The organism is Vibrio scophthalmi LMG 19158, assembly GCF_000222585.1.
In the GTDB taxonomy this organism is placed as follows: domain Bacteria; phylum Pseudomonadota; class Gammaproteobacteria; order Enterobacterales; family Vibrionaceae; genus Vibrio; species Vibrio scophthalmi.
In genome coordinates this window covers 1-16,784 of record NZ_AFWE01000117.1, presented here as the reverse complement: position 1 = coordinate 16,784, position 16,784 = coordinate 1, and the positions used below count along the sequence as shown (strand labels likewise).

The 16,784-nt window shown below is 42.0% G+C and carries 13 protein-coding genes; 2 read left to right on the top strand and 11 right to left on the bottom strand.

Going from position 1 to position 16,784, the window contains the following annotated elements; all coding sequences use genetic code 11:
* Window positions 1-69 precede the first annotated feature (69 nt).
* From RH88_RS09895 to RH88_RS09850, 11 genes are all read right to left on the bottom strand, one after another.
* On the bottom strand, window positions 70-825 hold the full coding sequence (locus RH88_RS09895; protein WP_005595457.1) for a LutC/YkgG family protein: 756 nt from the start codon (window positions 823-825) through the stop codon (window positions 70-72).
* A gap of 8 nt (window positions 826-833) precedes the next feature.
* Window positions 834-2,249, bottom strand: a complete 1,416-nt coding sequence (locus tag RH88_RS09890) for a LutB/LldF family L-lactate oxidation iron-sulfur protein (protein ID WP_005595456.1) — start codon at window positions 2,247-2,249, stop codon at window positions 834-836.
* 11 nt (window positions 2,250-2,260) lie between these two features.
* On the bottom strand, window positions 2,261-2,980 hold the full coding sequence (locus RH88_RS09885; protein WP_005595454.1) for a (Fe-S)-binding protein: 720 nt from the start codon (window positions 2,978-2,980) through the stop codon (window positions 2,261-2,263).
* 97 nt (window positions 2,981-3,077) lie between these two features.
* A complete protein-coding gene (locus tag RH88_RS09880) occupies window positions 3,078-4,661 on the bottom strand; it encodes an L-lactate permease (protein WP_005595452.1) in 1,584 nt (527 codons plus the stop codon).
* A 612-nt stretch (window positions 4,662-5,273) separates the two neighbouring features.
* Window positions 5,274-6,956: a GGDEF domain-containing protein gene (locus RH88_RS09875; RefSeq protein WP_005595451.1), complete on the bottom strand. Its 1,683-nt coding sequence runs from the start codon at window positions 6,954-6,956 to the stop codon at window positions 5,274-5,276.
* A gap of 39 nt (window positions 6,957-6,995) precedes the next feature.
* Window positions 6,996-7,823 carry a helix-turn-helix transcriptional regulator gene (locus RH88_RS09870; protein ID WP_005595450.1) on the bottom strand — a complete coding sequence of 276 codons (828 nt, stop codon included), beginning with the start codon at window positions 7,821-7,823 and terminating at the stop codon, window positions 6,996-6,998.
* Window positions 7,824-7,971: 148 nt separating this feature from the next.
* Window positions 7,972-9,306 carry a diguanylate cyclase gene (locus RH88_RS09865; RefSeq protein ID WP_005595449.1) on the bottom strand — a complete coding sequence of 445 codons (1,335 nt, stop codon included), beginning with the start codon at window positions 9,304-9,306 and terminating at the stop codon, window positions 7,972-7,974.
* A 477-nt stretch (window positions 9,307-9,783) separates the two neighbouring features.
* Window positions 9,784-12,870 carry an HD domain-containing phosphohydrolase gene (locus RH88_RS09860; RefSeq protein WP_005595448.1) on the bottom strand — a complete coding sequence of 1,029 codons (3,087 nt, stop codon included), beginning with the start codon at window positions 12,868-12,870 and terminating at the stop codon, window positions 9,784-9,786.
* Window positions 12,871-13,091: 221 nt separating this feature from the next.
* A complete protein-coding gene (locus RH88_RS23415) occupies window positions 13,092-13,274 on the bottom strand; it encodes a hypothetical protein (RefSeq protein ID WP_138944280.1) in 183 nt (60 codons plus the stop codon).
* A gap of 69 nt (window positions 13,275-13,343) precedes the next feature.
* Window positions 13,344-13,799, bottom strand: coding sequence for a hypothetical protein (locus RH88_RS09855; RefSeq protein WP_005595447.1), 456 nt, complete (start codon window positions 13,797-13,799; stop codon window positions 13,344-13,346).
* An 87-nt stretch (window positions 13,800-13,886) separates the two neighbouring features.
* Complete coding sequence (locus RH88_RS09850; RefSeq protein ID WP_005595446.1) at window positions 13,887-14,423, bottom strand: hypothetical protein; 537 nt, start codon at window positions 14,421-14,423, stop codon at window positions 13,887-13,889.
* A gap of 255 nt (window positions 14,424-14,678) precedes the next feature.
* Between RH88_RS09850 and RH88_RS09845 the strand changes: the two genes are divergently transcribed.
* On the top strand, window positions 14,679-15,311 hold the full coding sequence (locus RH88_RS09845) for a LysE family translocator (RefSeq protein ID WP_005595445.1): 633 nt from the start codon (window positions 14,679-14,681) through the stop codon (window positions 15,309-15,311).
* Between the two features lie 413 nt (window positions 15,312-15,724).
* Window positions 15,725-16,784, top strand: a 1,060-nt coding sequence (locus RH88_RS09840; protein ID WP_005595443.1) for a phage integrase central domain-containing protein, incomplete at its 3' end; no start/stop codon positions are given.

The window sequence follows — 16,784 nt, the reverse complement described above, 5'->3', positions numbered from 1 at the left end:
CGTTGAGCGACCGTTTCTAAACAACCTAGTTAACCAAAATAGTTAACCAACATCGCTCAACACTTTAACTCACATATCATCGACTACGACATAAGTAGCAAAGACAGGGCCGTGAACCCCGACGACTTTGATCAACTCGATATCAGCGGTGGAGCTTGGGCCAGAGATGAAGTTGACGCACGACGGAATCCGCTCGCCACGGCTCGCTTTTTGATGAAGCAATGCCGTTGCTTGAGTCAAACGTGGAGCAAGAGTACTCTTTGCCACCACAAACACCGATGCTTCCGGTAATAAACTCACTGCGCGGCCTTGCTTAGCTTGGCTATAGAGCACCATGGTGCCAGACTCAGCCAAAGCTTGCTCAGCCAGAACGATGCCCACTTTTGCTCGCTCTGCGATGGCAATATTCGCCTCAAACCCCGCTGTCACATCCCAGACATGCACCGTATGCTCTGGTGTGGCTAATGCCTGTGGTGAAACCCACTCCAGCAGTGCTGGTGAGGCGGAAAGTATCGTTTCGCCGCGAATGATTTCACCCTTGTCATCTTTACAGTAATCCAGACAAACCTGTTTTAAGGTCGCTTCGAGCTGCGCTTTAGTGGTGATCACGGCATGGGCACCTAATGAGGTTTCGGTATACCCCACTAGCACTTCTTTCAGTTCATCTTGGGTTAGATCCGCCATCACTTCATGGTGGCACGTGTGGCGCAATGCAGGACGTACTACCTGTTCAAGCGGTTTATCTCGCCCCAGTTGGCTGGCAATGTTGCTAAGGAACGCATTGCGATTGTGTAAGCGCTGCTCTCTATCGTTGATATTATTCATGGTAGCTCCTACTTCTTCGCTCTTGATTCAAACCAACTACGGAAGGATTCTCCGTCTGGCTGAGGTAAGTCACGCGTTTGTGACCATTTGCCAATCGCGCCCATATTGAACGGCATTTTGCCATTTTTGATCAGCATACCGCCCATCACTGCGCCCACTTTTACGCCGACATTCCATACCAATGGCGTAGCATTAAGCACAGTAAAGCCCTTCACCACCGCACGTTCGCTCAATGGCGTGATGCCCTGTTCAGCCATTTTTTGACGGTGCTTCAGCAGTAAATCCGACAACGGGATCTTCACTGGGCAAACATCATGACAGGCTTTACACAAACTGCAGGCATACGGCAGTTCTTTAAAATCATCATAGCCGCCAAGCAGTGGCGACAATACCGCTCCAATCGGGCCGGAGTAGATCGAACCGTAGGATTGCCCACCGATATGACGGTAAGCTGGGCAGGTATTCACACATGCTGCGCAGCGCACACAGCGCAAAATATCGCGAAATTCTGAGCCTAAGATCTCTGAGCGCCCGTTGTCGACAATCACTAAGTGGAACTCTTCTGGCCCATCACATTGATCATCCTCTCGTGGACCGGTTAATGCCGTCACGTAGCCAGTTAACGGTAAACCCACAGCACTGCGACAAAGAAGACTGATGACGATATCCAACTCTTCAAAGGTTGGCACCATGCGCTCCATCCCCATCACGGCGATATGTGTTTTAGGCAGACTGGTCGCCATTCGCGCGTTACCTTCGTTAGTCACAAGGGCGATCGTGCCAGACTCGGCAACGGCAAAGTTACAGCCCGTAATACCAATATCCGCCTCTAAAAAATCATGACGAATGTGATTACGTACAAAACGCGTCATCTCTTCAGGATCATTACTGCCTTGATAGTTGAGCTTATCTTTGAATATATCTCGGATCTGAGTGCGATTTTTGTGCAGTGCTGGCACCACGATGTGAGAAGGTGGATCGCAATCGTCCACTTGCAAAATGTATTCACCTAAATCGGTTTCAATCACTTCACAATCGTTGCGCAAAATCATCTGATTAAGCCCAATCTCTTCCGTCACCATCGATTTGGATTTGACCACTTTCTTGGCCTTTTTCGCCTTGAGAATGCCTTCAATATAGTCTGTTGCATCTTGAGCCGTTTTAGCGAAAAAGACGTGGCCGCCATTATCGAGCACTTTCTCACTCAATTGGTGAAGATAATAATCGAGGTTTTCTAATACGTGATTACGGATATCCATGCCCATTTCACGCCACTCTTCCCAATGACCGAGCTTATCTGCGGCAATTTGGCGATTAGCGAACATACGCTCTTGGGCATTGGCGACTGACTTCAACATAAAGTCGTCTTTCATATGCACATCGATACGTTGTTTAAAACTCTCGTTGCTGGTTTTCATCGACATAATCGCTTCTCCTATCGGCTTAGCAACACATCGACGATGTGCATGACTTTAACAGGTTTACCTTCACGAGAAACGCGACCGCCAATGTTAATCAAACAGCTGCTGTCGGCGCCGATAAGAAAATCTGGCTCTGCGTCGCTAATATGCTGCACTTTCTCTTTAACCATTTCACCTGAAATCTCAGCCATTTTGACAGAGAATGTGCCACCAAAACCGCAGCAAGTTTCTTGGTTTTTGATTGGCACCATTTCCAATCCTTCCACCGCAGCAAGCAGCGCGAGAGGCTCTTCACGTACACCAAGTTTGCGAATTAAGCTGCAAGATGGGTGGTAAACCGCGCGACCTTGTAAGCGCGCGCCCACATGGGTTACTCCCAACTGATTGACGATAAATTGGGTCAATTCGTACAAACGATCCGCTACCTTTTGTGCACGCAGCGCCCACTCAGGCTCATCAACTAGATACTCTGGATACTTCTTAATAGCCGCAGCGCAAGACCCAGCAGGCGTGACGATGGGATAATCATTACCTTCGAATGCTTCAATCAAATTCTTCATCGCGGGTTTGCTTTGCTCAATATAGCCGCTGTTTAACGAGGGCTGACCACAGCACCCTTGTTTTTTGGGAAAGAGAATTTCACAACCAAGCTCTTCTAGTAACAAGACTGTTTTTTTCGCGACTTCCGATTTCACCGTATCGCAGATACAGGTAACAAAGAAATTGACCTTCATAACATTGCTCCGATTAAGGAATTTATCTTTTTTATATGAGTAAAGCCTAGCTTCCTTTATAAAATTTGGCGTGAAGCTAGGCAGATTTAATGAATGACTAAAGCGCTAGGCTCACAACGCCTACAATGGCGCCGTACAACAGCATTGGCAGCACCGTGCGCTTGATGATGTAACCTTCTTGGTTAGCAATGCCGAGAATGGTCGATACCGCAATAATGTTGTTGATGCAGACCATGTTTCCCATTGCCCCACCAACCGATTGCAGCGCCAGAATCAAGTGTTCAGGTAAACCAACATTGAGTGCGATGCTTTGTTGAATGCCACCAAAAGTGAGGTTAGAAACCGTCGCAGAGCCGGAGAAGAACGCTCCCAGCGCACCAAGATAAGAAGCAAAGAACTGCCAATTGGTACCAGTGAGCTCAGAAAAAGCGCGTCCAGTGGTCATAATTGGTGAGTGGTCACCGCCCATCATCATAAATTTGACCATGATCAGCGCGCCAACCAGCGCGATGAATGGAATTTTGATGCGGCTGCCCGTTTCACTGAAGACTTGTTTTACCTGTGAACGAGACATGCTGAAAATAAAAATAGAAACGAACACCACCAGCAAGAATGGGATTAATGCGGGTACATATAGCGTTTTGTACGACCATGCCGCATTCGTCCCGAGAATATGAGCAAACTTAATGATCAAGGCGTGACTTAAGCTGAATTCGCCTAACCCACCAAGCTGCACACTCAGCAATGGTGTGCCATCAGTAAGCAGCGCTTTGATCCCTAGCTGTTGAATACGGGTCACAATCAAAATTACAATCAACAACAAGGTTGGGCTCATCGCTTTGAACACTTGCCCAAATGACACCGCCACCGTTTGCTGATTGTCACTCTCGATACGTTTTTCCATACCGACATTGTAACGAGCTAATACGGTGGAAATCGCAAGGCCAATCGCCCCACCCACCAGCGCCGGAAACTCATAGTTCCATTGGGCAAACAGCACATAAGGAATGGTACACGCAAGAATGCTCAATTGAATGAAAACGAAGTTACGTTTGATGGCGTGCCAATCCACAACAAAACTCAGAGCGATCACCGGGATCACAAAGGCCGCGACGGTATGCAAAATGGCAGAGTACTGACCGATATTGAGTAAGGCGGCTTCATCTAAGCCTAGTCCAGCAAAACCAAACCATGTCGGCGTACCTACCGCACCAAACGAAACAGGCACGGAGTTCATCACTAACGCCAACATTGCAACCCGCAATGCCGGAAAGCCTAATCCAACCAGGATTGGCGCCGCAATGGCCGCTGGCGTACCAAAGCCTGACGCACCTTCAATCATAAAGGCAAAGGCCCAACCAATGATCATTAACTGCGCGACTTGATTGCGACTGATACTTTCCAGCCAATGACGGATAACGGTTTCAGCGCCGGTAATCGCAATGGTTCTATTTAATAAGATAGCGCCGGCAATAATAGAAATAGGAGTAATCGCAGAAAGGGAGCCGGCAATGATATTGGCGAGAAGATGGGTGGTGTCTGCGCCAAAATAAAACAGTTGTATGAATCCAATCAGTAGAGCCGTGAGTGGCAATGCAATATGGGATGGCAGGGCATTTTTCTTCGTCATCATCCAGATCAAGAGGATGATCGGGATAGTGGAAATAATCAGATTCAGCATTGTTTTGTTCCAGTTGTCACCGAGTAGCTCCAAGGCACAATAACCACCTCGAAGTCTCTAGGGCATATAGTTATTTTCGTTAATGACTTACGCCTAAAGAGTCAGACTCTCTGGTGTAAATTCGATAACCTTTGTAGTGCCCCACATCTTAGACAAATTTAACATTCAAGCTATCAATATAAATTTCACTGCTTTTCTAAAGCCTTGTTTTTTGTGATGCCTTACTGTTAGCAGAAAAACAAGAAAGAAAAATAAAACTTAAAAACAATGAGTTAAGAAAAACCCCATTTAAGACCGTGTGAGCATTGGAGCGCTAATGGAAACAATCAAAGTCAGATTGAAAACCAATTACATTTCACATCAAGATTTAACATTGTGAACAGGCAATAACAATTTGATAAAATAACGCTGTTTTTGAAGAACTAAATATAATTGTGAACAGCGATACGCTAAATCGTTAAATTGATTTCATACCGCACTAGGTGCGCTTATTAGCCCGCGTTGATATGGATGTTTGCATGGGGGTTGATATATCAAAAAGCCTCAATCCAGTAGAGCGTGCTCTGCTTGCTGGATTGAGGCTTGATAGTTCTATTGAAAATGAGAGGAGGATTACAGCACTTCTATTGGCTGTTTTTTGTTGTAGAACTGCTTTTTGTTTTCGTACATCACATCATCTGCAATTTTGATCGAACCTTTAATGTCATCAATATCATTCAAAACAGTGCCAAATGAGAATGACAATTTAAGTTCTTTATGCTCGAAGTAGCGACTGATTTTAGCGTTGATATTCTCAAGTTTATTGTTGATGGCTTCGTTATCTGAGGAATCGAACAGCACAACAAACTCATCCCCACCATAACGAATGAGTACATCATTACTATGTGTGTAACGAAGATTCAGCTTGAATATATTAACAAACTCTACAAGGCAATCATCACCGAATTCATGCCCTTTGCTATCATTGATAAATTTAAATCCATTCAAATCGATAAATGCGATCACTTTATCGCGGAACTTCATTTTAATATCAGAACGAGTCAAGTAATCACGCAGCATGCAACCAGTCAAAGTATCCGTTGAATAACTGCCACCATGCTCCTCTTTATAGATCGAAACAATCACAAAGCACTGATCATTTTGGCGTGATTTTTGTCGGATGACCTTATAGTTCTCTTTATCGAAGCACTCTCTTTTTATCGAGAAAAACTGCGTTGAGCTAATGAGTTCCTTATCATCAATCAAGCACCGCTCATAATCCGGAAACATTTGGGTGATGTCTTCAGGATTTAATCCCACTAGACTCATTCCCATTAAATCTTGATGGGCTTGGTTATCATAAATCACCCGACCAGAGGCATTTCGTATCACGACCAGATTAGAACTACTGTCGATAATTTTCAGGATTGAATTAATGGAAATATCGTTCTTGCGATAGTAAACATCACTAAAATTCGCTAGCGTTTGACGATAATCCTCATGATATATCGTACCGATACTATCTAGCTGTTGGATCTTATCGTTAATACTGCCTTTATCCTGAGATAGCGCCATATCATAAACGAGCTTTTCAATATTCTCTTCGCCAATGCAAAGCGGCGCCTTTTCTCGCGCAATCGACGCGTTTGAATCACTCAATTGAGCAATAGGGATTGGGTGAGAATAGTAATAGCCCTGAATAAATGCATTAGGATCAAACAAAGCGATCAAATCGATCTGCGTTTGACGCTCAACCCCCTTGTAAACCACATTACAAACGCCAAACTGACGCAGTTTATTGGCGATAAAAGCCAAATGTTTATAGCTACAGAACTCGCTATCAATCCCATCAACGATACGTTTATCAATCTTCACTTCACTAAATTTCAAATGCTCAAGCAAATGTGCTTTTGATAAATCGTACCCAAAATTGTCTAATGAAATGGCAATATTATGCGCACGAAAGGCTTCAATACTCGCTTGCAGTGCGGCAATATCCTCAATCTCGAAGTGCTCGGTAAGCTCCAAAGTCACCTCGTAACCACTCAGCATATCGATCGCTTGTTGTTGAAACTCATCATTAATCAGACTGTGATAACTGACATTAATTGCCACAGGGATAACCAGCTGCTGACTCACGAGATCTTGTTGAACCAATTCAATGACTCTTGAATCCAACTCGACTGGATTGCGGTAATTTTTGACATAGTCTTGGATATCTAAACACCCATCAATCCGCAATAGAGCCTCAACCGCGGTAATTTCTTGAGCTTTAAATTTTGATTGATAAACAATATGTGCATGTTCTAAGTTCATTATAATTTTTCACTGCATTTCTATTGTGTCTAGTGTTACTCATCCCGGGACAAGTAAATCAGCGGCGGTTTGTTCGGTAGAAATCTCTGCCTCTATGTTTTGCAAAGATGCCATATACGCTTTAGCCGAGATCCCAAATTGCTCTTCAAAATAAGCCTCAAATCGACTCACCGATTGATAACCACAGCGTAAAGCGACCTCTTCTAATTGAAAGTTTTCACTCTGAATTAGAAATAAGGCATGATTCATTCTGACTTGCCGCACTAAATGTTTAAATTGAGTCCCCGACTTTCTGAGACGTCTTATTAAGGTGGCTTTGCTGACGCCAAACTGACTGCATACACGAATGATGTTGTGCTCTTCAGGAGGCAAGCTTTCTAATAGGTCATACGTTTTTTCGTGGAACTGAACCTTATGATAGGGAAACAATACATGTAGCATGCCCTTCTCAGCCAACAAGGAATAAACACCGTTGAGCCAGTGCTTCCTGACTTCCTCACTGGTTATGATTTTTTCAGCTTGATAAATGAGATCCAATATTCTAATCAGATCATCATCTAAACGAAGGATCTCAAGACCACTACTGTATTGACTGTTTTCTCGGCTTTGCTTTAGGTGTTTTTCGCATGGCGGAGACATAAAGCTAATCTGTCTAGAAGAGAAGTAGCCATTATGTGGGATATTCTCAAAGACGATTTTTCGATTCGCACTTAAAAACAATCCGTCCCCGCACGTTAATAACTCTATTTTGCCATTGGTTGCTAGTCGTTTCTCTCCATTAACTATCCAGATGATGCAAGGGTGAATAATAGCGACATTCCTTAACTTCTGAACTGCAACGCCCCGGTAGCTAAACGTTTTGAACAATTGTTGTTCCTATTGTACTGACTATACAAATTACATTTAACATTATAATTCGATATCAAACCATGAACCTATACGCAAAAGTGTCAACTTTCCATCATCACGTTTATAATTTGACACCTTATTATCGTTCCTCTCTATAACCTCGAGATTATCCCTTCTTTTTGACGTACATCGATTTATCGGCCTGAATTAGCAAATCATAGATGTTTTGCATTGAGGTATCATAAACGGCATAACCCGCACTTATACTGACTGGAATGTTAGCGTCTCCAAAAACGATTGGCTCTCTAGTCACTAAATCCACCAACTCATCCAATTTATCGCCAATCTGCAATTTTTCTTTTTTAACCCGCATTAAGATGATGAATTCATCCCCTCCAATCCTAGCGACAATATCAGACTTTCTGATATTGCTTTGGATCCGGCGGCTTAATACTTTTAACACCATATCACCAGCTGCATGGCCGTAGGTATCATTGATTAATTTGAATTTATCGACATCGATACTGACAATCAACAGAGTACAGCGCGATTTATCTTTACTCGCCTCCTTAAATAGTTTTGTGGATTTTTTAACCAAATAACGCCTATTGGGGATTCTCGTTAGCGCATCATGGTTAGCGCGATGCTCGTTGGTGATATAGAGAATGGCGGTATAAACAAACAACGCCAAAAAGCAAAACAGCAATGGATATGCAATATATCGAACCTTATTTTTCTGGAAATGATTAATCACATTTCCTGAATAATAAATACTCCATGAACCATAGGGCAACCGTACTACTTCATGTAATAAGTCGTCATTAGTGGGAATAGCATGTCCAAAAATTAAATCCGTTGAAGAATCACCATCATTATTATTTACAATACTTAGATTTCGTTGATTAAAGTAATACATAGATTTAATCCCACCAAACAACTTATCATAATTAATTACACCACTAACAACTCCCCAGTAATTATTATTAATTGGATGATCGTAGAATACAGGAACACGTACTATCAATGCTCGCCCACCTTGTATTAAATTAGTTGGTCCAGCGACTATAATTTGTTTCAACAATCGAGCTTGCTTTACACTTTTCCATTGCTTAGGGATATCACGATAAGCTTTACCAATCGCTTTAGAGTTGGCTTTGTAAGGATAAACAAAATTAATGATGTCGTTTTTTGCAAACCCCAAACTGGTTAAGTTATCACTTCTTTCAATCACCGAATTGGAAAGTTTAACCAACGTTTGCTCTCGGGTATCAAAATCTAATACCGCGATATCCCCAAGAGTACTGGTAAGATAAATGTCGTTGATCAATGCTGATTCAAGCTCGAAACGTAGCAGAGCTAACTGCTGCTTGATTTTCTCATTTCGTTCTTTTAATTGCCTATCATTATATTCCGCATTAATACGCTCGATGAGCACAACACCGCTAACAGCCAGTATCGTTGTCATTATGATTATAATTACCAATTTATAGTCTCTTGACACTAATAACTCCTGACCTCTATCAAATTCTGACTATCCCCCCCAGAAAGTAAGGTTTACTTTCTGGGGTTTAACTCGACGTTGACAACGTAACCCTCTTGTTCGTCATCAACCTCCTAAACTGAATAGGCTCCTTAAAAAAAAGAATCAGAGTCCGAATAAAATAATACCAACCGCTATTTTTGTGCATCCCGACTTTAGCCTTGAACTGTGTTATTTTTTCATCGGACATATCGAAATATAGTCTGCTTTATTGACTATGCACACAATTTCAAAAAAATTCGTCAAAATAATAATTTTTCGAATACTACACCAACGAGTACCCACTATTTATTTGTGGTAATATCCATCACACAAGGCAATAACCAGATAAAAATAAAGGCCATCGTTAAGACACGATAGCCTTTAAATATTATTGATACCTATAAAACAGGCTTGTTAGATAAAAACAGACAACGTTATAAAAAATTCATAAAACCACTACAGCTGAATTAAATAACTCTGAATATCGACATGATCAATTAGCTCATCTGGCAAGTAGCGTTTCGCATAACGTAGGTAGACTCCGCTAGAGAGTAATAATTTAAACACGTCTTTATCAATGTGCCCACCTAATGCCATATTGGACATGATTTTGATTGTCTCACTTAGCGATTTCGCTTTTTTGTAAGGACGATCAGCCGCAGTTAACGCTTCGAAGATATCAGCCACAGCTAGAATACGCTCAGGAATTGATAACTCATGACCTTGCAAACCACGAGGATAACCAAACCCCTCCATTGCTTCATGATGGGTCGTCGCATAACGAGGGACTTGGGCTAATTCTGGCGGAAATGGAATACTTTCCAGCATCTTTATACCACTAATCATGTGTTCATTAATTTTGAAACGCTCTTCTGGGGATAGAGTGCCGCGTTGCACTGCCAAGTTATACAATTCACCGTGATTATAGAGTTTTTCCGGGACCTTCATATTAATGCCAAACTCTGGTGATAATTCAAACGGCCTTTCACGTTCAATAACGTGTTCAGGGCGATCTGAAAGCAGTTTCTCGGTCGCAGGCGTTGGCTGTGGTTGATAACGTGTTTCTTCAAGGGGCGAGAGCCCTAATCCACAATCAAAATAACGAACCCATTCTTTCTCTGCTAATTTATAAAGACGTTCAATATCTTGTTCTGACATGAATTCAGTACCCACATTCGCGTTTGCGATAAATTCAAACTCTTCTTTCAGTGCTACGAACTGCTGCTGAAGAGCCTGAGATGGCTGCTCATCTATTCCTAATTCTTGCAGTTTATTGAGTAAAAACTGAATTTGTGCATCTCGCCAAAGCACTTCAAATCGCATTCGTACTTCATGGATACGATTATAATTTGTCTCGAGCTTAGTACCTTTATCGACGACATACTCTGGCGTAGCGATTTTACCGCAATCATGTAACCATGCGGCGATTCTAAATTCTCGTCGTTCCTCATCACTTTTGAAGAAAAAGGTTTCAAAAGGTCCTTGCCCCGAATTCTCCGCCTCTTCGGCTAACATCAGAGCAATCTCGGGGACACGGTGACAATGTCCTGCCGTATAGGGCGATTTTTCATCGATTGCACGTGCAATCAGCTGAATCACAGATTCAAAAAAAGCATTTTGTTGCTGTTCAAATTGTTTGAGTGAGTGGCTACCTCGCATCAACGACAAACCAAGTTGATGGATTTCTTCAATCCGAGAATGAACACGCTGAACTTTATCGTATTCTCGCTCTCTCACGAAACTGACTTGCTTTCTTAGTTCATTAATGGGTGTCGAAATCGGTTTTGCCATCACCCAAGCGATTGGAATTAAGAGAGTTAGCACAAGAAGTGATGCTCCCACGGCATAAACAACTGTCTCATTGACTCCTGCCATTAGGTAGGATTTAGGAATCACCACCGCGAAATAGCGCCCCTCTTTATGGGTTAATTTGGCAACATAAACATATTTCTCTACGCCATGGACCAATACCAAGTTCACCGAGTTGATAAATTTTGGATCTTGGGTAAAGGTCAGCAGTTCCTCATAGGGTACAAAAGTACTAACTGATTGATCTGCCGCTCCTTCGAACCATTTTTCACGCAATTCTTTTCTTTGTTCTGGCGTAATCGTGTCTATCGCAAGGTTAATGATCTCGACTAAATTACCATGCTCCTCATTCACTAAATAATAAAATTGGTTAGCAATATTTGAGCCCTTGAGCGGTGTTATCACCAGATTTTGACGGAACGTTTCACGTATTTTGTTTATCAATATTTGTCGAATATCTAATACGGCAACAATATCGCCATTCAATACACCATCAATCGCATCGTGCAACGAAGCGTAGTTAATGATTGTCATCTGTGGATAAGCTTGTTTCAAATCATCTTGAATGCTCCACCCTTTCAACAATCCAATCCGCCCCTGCTTAACCTGCTCTAGAGTATTAATGTGCTGATTTTCCTTTCTCGTCAAAAAAGCAAACTTAGCGCGATATAAAGGGCTTCCTACCACACCAATACTGCTAAGATTATCTTGGTCAGCAATCGAGTGAAGAATGTCAATATTACCCTGGTCAAAATCACTCACCAGTTCATTCCAACTGCGGCCATTCACAAACTGGAACTTTAAGCCTGTCATTTCCGAAATCATCTTGAATAAATCTATCGCAAATCCATTTGGACGCCCGCCAAGAGCAAAGTCGACCGGCCCCCAGTCGTTTTGATTTGACACTTTAAGCTCAGGAGCCTGCTCGACAACCCTGCGCTGCTCATCGGTAAGATTTATTGCAGAGACCAACGGTAACCGCTCTTCGATATCCACCTTCTTATTCGTCGCGATCAATTGTCCATTCGCTTGATAAATAAAGGCTTCAGCTTGTGGCGTTTTATCATTCTTGACAAATCGATTCTTCAATTGTGCTTCTAAAGAAGAAAGTAGGATATCTACCCCCACCACAGTGTCTGATCCTGGCACTTTAATTGAGAAGGTTTCTCCTGAGACCTTTAGCGTATTGAACAAATAAGGCGATGTATTGTAAGTTTCATCATAAACAGCATTTTCATACCAACTCCGCTGAGTTGGTACAAAACTGCTGAACTCACGTGAAGTGTGGCGTGAAACAAAATTTTCATCGTAGTAAATACTTACCTTGCTACGCTCTCGTTTCACACCGCTATGCACCACAAGCAACCACTTATCGCCGGGTTCCGCTTGCACTCTCGAACGTATTTCCTTGGAAGTGAGATTAATCAGTTGAAAGAAATCATCGTTTTCTTTAGCCACAAAAATACTATGGATACTAGGTTCTCTAACAATCAATTTAGACAAAGGAATAATGATGCTCTCTTCCGGCGAGTCTATACCGATAAGAGAGACTAATTGCGCCCCACTTTGTGTCACATTTTCAGCTGAGTTTTGAAGATTCGATAAATGACTCGACACCCCATTCGCGATAGTTTCATACCGGGTAAGAGTGTGTTTTAGTTCATTTTTTTTTGCAAAATGGTATTGCAACAGAATGGCTGTGCTGGCTGTCACTAAAGTACAAAAGACAAACATTAATCCTAATACTGTCCTTAACGATATGCGTCTATGTTTTTTGATCATGTTTATTGAAACGACTCAGCGCCTTCATATTTTAACCTACTGAAAGTATTACCTAAGAACAACAACGAAGCCAGTAAATAACACCAATTAAACATTAAGCCATACGAGTTAACAAAGGACATTGGGCATTGTTAACCAGCATTCTATCTTCATGTGTTAAGCCACTCTAAAAATCAAATCGTCAACCATAAGATCGCTTTATCCACTGTGATAGTCGTCGAGAGGCAGTAGAAGGCGGTGATGATGAAAGGCGTATCATTGAGAACGTTAGTCACATTAAAACCAACGAAGCGGCAACCATTAACAGTGCTTAGATAGGGTTGCCACAGTGCAATCACTGGAGTCAATGCAGTCAATGCTCAGAAATACTTCTATGTGAGATGAAAATAGCGTCAAAAACGCGCAATTTTGCAATCAATCTCTTGCTAGGAATTTGAGGCTTTAGCCGATTGACGCTTATTCTCCTCAAGAAAGCCCTTTATTGGCGGCTTGAAGCCTTTGATTATTATCCATATCATAATCAATCCTGCGAAAACAAAAGGCATGGTACCAACAGCAAATAACGCGCAAGCTATAAAAACGAAAATTCCGAAAAATCCCCCAAGCAATCCCACGACCGCAATAACACTCCCCGGTTTACCTGAACGCCATGCAGAGACAATACTTTCCATGGAATAATCGTAAGCAGCCACCACATAAGCCTCATGACTCACAGCCGAGGATCTGCGCGACTCACCAAAATGATCTTGGTCTGATTTTATAGGCGCACCTAATGCTTGCTTAGCGACTCTTTGGTCAGTGGGAGTAAATCCCATTTTCAATGAAATTAGTACGCTGCATAAGCATAACACTGCAAGACCAACAAAAATCCATACTAACATTGCCTCTATTCCCCGCTTACAAATGATGAATATCTCTCACCAGTAATGAGCACTAAAACTCACTTACTTTAATAAGGCCAATCCAAATTAACGATTGGGTGATGTGTATTGCTCAAAATAAACTAACGTCTCGGGCGTGAGTAATATGCGCCAACTATCTTGGTACTTTTTAAAGTGATGTTGAACGATATTGGACGCCGACTTACCGCTAATATTAAACGTCATTTTGTAGGTGACGGCGATGATGTCGCCATGTGTGACCTCACCAAGGTACTCAACTGAAGAATTCGCGATTTCTATGTCTTGGTTCGGGAATTTTGCCATAAGGCTTTGGGAAAAATTAATATAAGCTTGTTTAGCCGTTAACTCTGCCGCCTGTTGGCGAGAATCCACACCAAGCAAAGGAAGCAACTCTTTCTCAACCAAATTTTGCTTTGAACTTTGGAGTGCGTTGTCTACTTTCTGTTTAAACACTGCCAGAGCGTCAGGATGGATAAACTCTGCAACCTGTTCAAAATCATGACTCACTATCGCCGCAACATAATGTTTGGCGACCTTATCGCGCTCAGTGGCATGCGTGCCAAAAGTGACGATTAATGACATGAGAATAACGATAATTCTCAATGTTTTCTCCTTATTCGCAATATCTAGGAAGAAGTAAAATACCAGCCAAGTAGTCTAAATGATTGCACGATTAATGACTTGTTAAACTAAAGGGGCTAAGTCTCAAAACTATCTTAAACATCGTTTAATGAACGTCACTTATCCTAGTGCTCTAAGTTCCGTGGGTAAGTCCATTGCCGCGGCTACATACAGCTCGAATAGGATAACTTTATATGCTATTTTCCTGCCTTTCTCCGCATGATATAGAGTAATACGGTGTCATTAGAATCTGCGATAACATTTTTCATTGCCATGTTCATATTCGGAATTACGCCCGGGCCTGGTATTTTTGCCATTTTGGCTCGAGCGATTGTATATGGGCCAAGAAAATGCCTTATGTTAGCGACCGGAATCATTACCAGTGATCTTGTCTATCTGAATCTGGCCTGTTTTGGACTCGCGACAATAGCCGACAATTGGTCGAACGTTTTTTTGCTGGTTCGCTATTTAGGTGCGGCTTATCTGATCTACCTTGGCTATAAGATGTTCCGTGCATTACCTGAACATCTTAAAGGAGACGCCCTATCAGAACCGACGCAAGATAAAGTTGCGGGGCCTTTGGCAAACTTTACTCAAGGATTTTTAATTTCAGCGTCCAACCCTAAGGTCATTCTTTTCTACATCTCGTTTTTACCCACGTTTATTGACCTTACCGTGCTGCAAGCTCGTGATGTTTTTCTTGTCTCCATGCTTTCATCTATCGCTTTAATGTCTGCCATTATGCTGGTCGCGTTGGGCGCTAGTGTCGTCGCGAAAAAACTAACAACACCAAATTCGCAGAAAAGATTAAACCAAGGAGCGGGGGCCGTAATGATTGCCGCTGGGTCATACCTCGCTATACACCGTTAGATGAAACACCAATCCTCTGTCACACAAGAGCGATCCACCAGCTAACAGTGCACAATCAACTCTCCGATATGGCGTGTTATTGAAAATACGTTGGCTTTGTGGATTTAAGGTGAGATTCGCGATCTTTACTGACTCAATCCTTTACTCTGTGCTATTTCCCCTTACAATTAGCTCAAAATCAGAAAACAAGGTTATTTTCATGTCTATTCAATGGTTCCCTGGTCTAAAGCAATGACATTCAACAGAATCTAAAGGCATCCATTATAACCATTTAAAAACAATGAGTTAAATAAAAATAAGTCCAATACCGTCCACTAAGCAACACCCAAAGCAAGCAGTTTTAGTACCCCAGGATGTACCCCATGATTCACAATTAATATATACTGTTTTTACTTAGTTTTGAGGTAATGTTCATGGCTCGCCAAGTAATACGACTTACAGATAGAAAGATAAAATCAGCGGCTTCAACCGGGAAAGAGTTTACATTATCTGATGGTGATGGATTGCAATTGCGTGTACGTCCAACAGGGGCGAAATCATGGCAATTCAAATTCAGTGACCCTGTAACAAGCAAAATTCAGAAAATAGCCCTTGGCCCATACCCTGAATTATCTCTAGCTAATGCTCGCTCAAAAGTAACTGAGTATCGAACACTATTAGCTCAAAAAGTCAACCCTAAGTCATTTGAACAAAGTAAATTACTTGAGATTCAAAAAGCACAGACGTTTACTTTTATCTCAGTTTCAGAGCAATGGTTTGAACGAAAAAAAGATAATGTTTCCCCTGGTCATGCATACCGTGAATGGCGGACATTAGAAAAATACATTTTCCCTTGTATGAGCAAAATACCCATTGCTAATATCACGGCATTAGAAACAATAGATGTCTTACGACCTCTAGAAAAAGAAGGGAAATACTCGACGATAAAACGAATTTGCCAAAGCCTTAACCAAATCATGGATTATTCAGTTAATCACGGTTTAATACACGCAAATCCATTAGCAAAGATCATTAAAGTCTTTCGTAAAAATACAGTCTTACATATGCCAACAATTCGACCAGAGCAATTACCTGACTTTTTAGAACGACTTCATTCATGTTCAACAATACAAATTAAAACTAAATTGCTTATTTTGTGGCAACTGCACACAATGACACGCCCAAAAGAAGCAGCAATGACCCGCTGGGTAGATATTGATTTAGAAAATCGCGTATGGACTATTCCTGCTGAGAATATGAAACGTAGAAAAGAACACCGGATACCTCTGACAACGCAATCGATCAAAATTCTTGACCAAATTAGATTACAAAACAAACATTGTGGTTATGTCTTTCCCGGTGAGCGAGATACAAATACCCACGTTAGCCTATTTACAGCGAATGCCGCCATAAAGCGTAGTCTTGGGTTAAAAGATAAATTGGTCGCTCATGGGCTACGAGCTATTGCTTCTACTGCTCTTCACGAGCATGGCT

Bases quoted from the DNA above. Each gene is read 5' to 3' on its own strand.
- RH88_RS09880 (WP_005595452.1), bottom strand. From the start codon at position 4,661: ATGCTGAATCTGATTATTTCCACTATCCCGATCATCCTCTTGATCTGG.
- RH88_RS09855 (WP_005595447.1), bottom strand. From the start codon at position 13,799: ATGTTAGTATGGATTTTTGTTGGTCTTGCAGTGTTATGCTTATGCAGC.
- RH88_RS09860 (WP_005595448.1), bottom strand. From the start codon at position 12,870: ATGTTTGTCTTTTGTACTTTAGTGACAGCCAGCACAGCCATTCTGTTG.
- RH88_RS09885 (WP_005595454.1), bottom strand. From the start codon at position 2,980: ATGAAGGTCAATTTCTTTGTTACCTGTATCTGCGATACGGTGAAATCG.
- RH88_RS09875 (WP_005595451.1), bottom strand. From the start codon at position 6,956: ATGAACTTAGAACATGCACATATTGTTTATCAATCAAAATTTAAAGCT.
- RH88_RS09895 (WP_005595457.1), bottom strand. From the start codon at position 825: ATGAATAATATCAACGATAGAGAGCAGCGCTTACACAATCGCAATGCG.
- RH88_RS09890 (WP_005595456.1), bottom strand. From the start codon at position 2,249: ATGTCGATGAAAACCAGCAACGAGAGTTTTAAACAACGTATCGATGTG.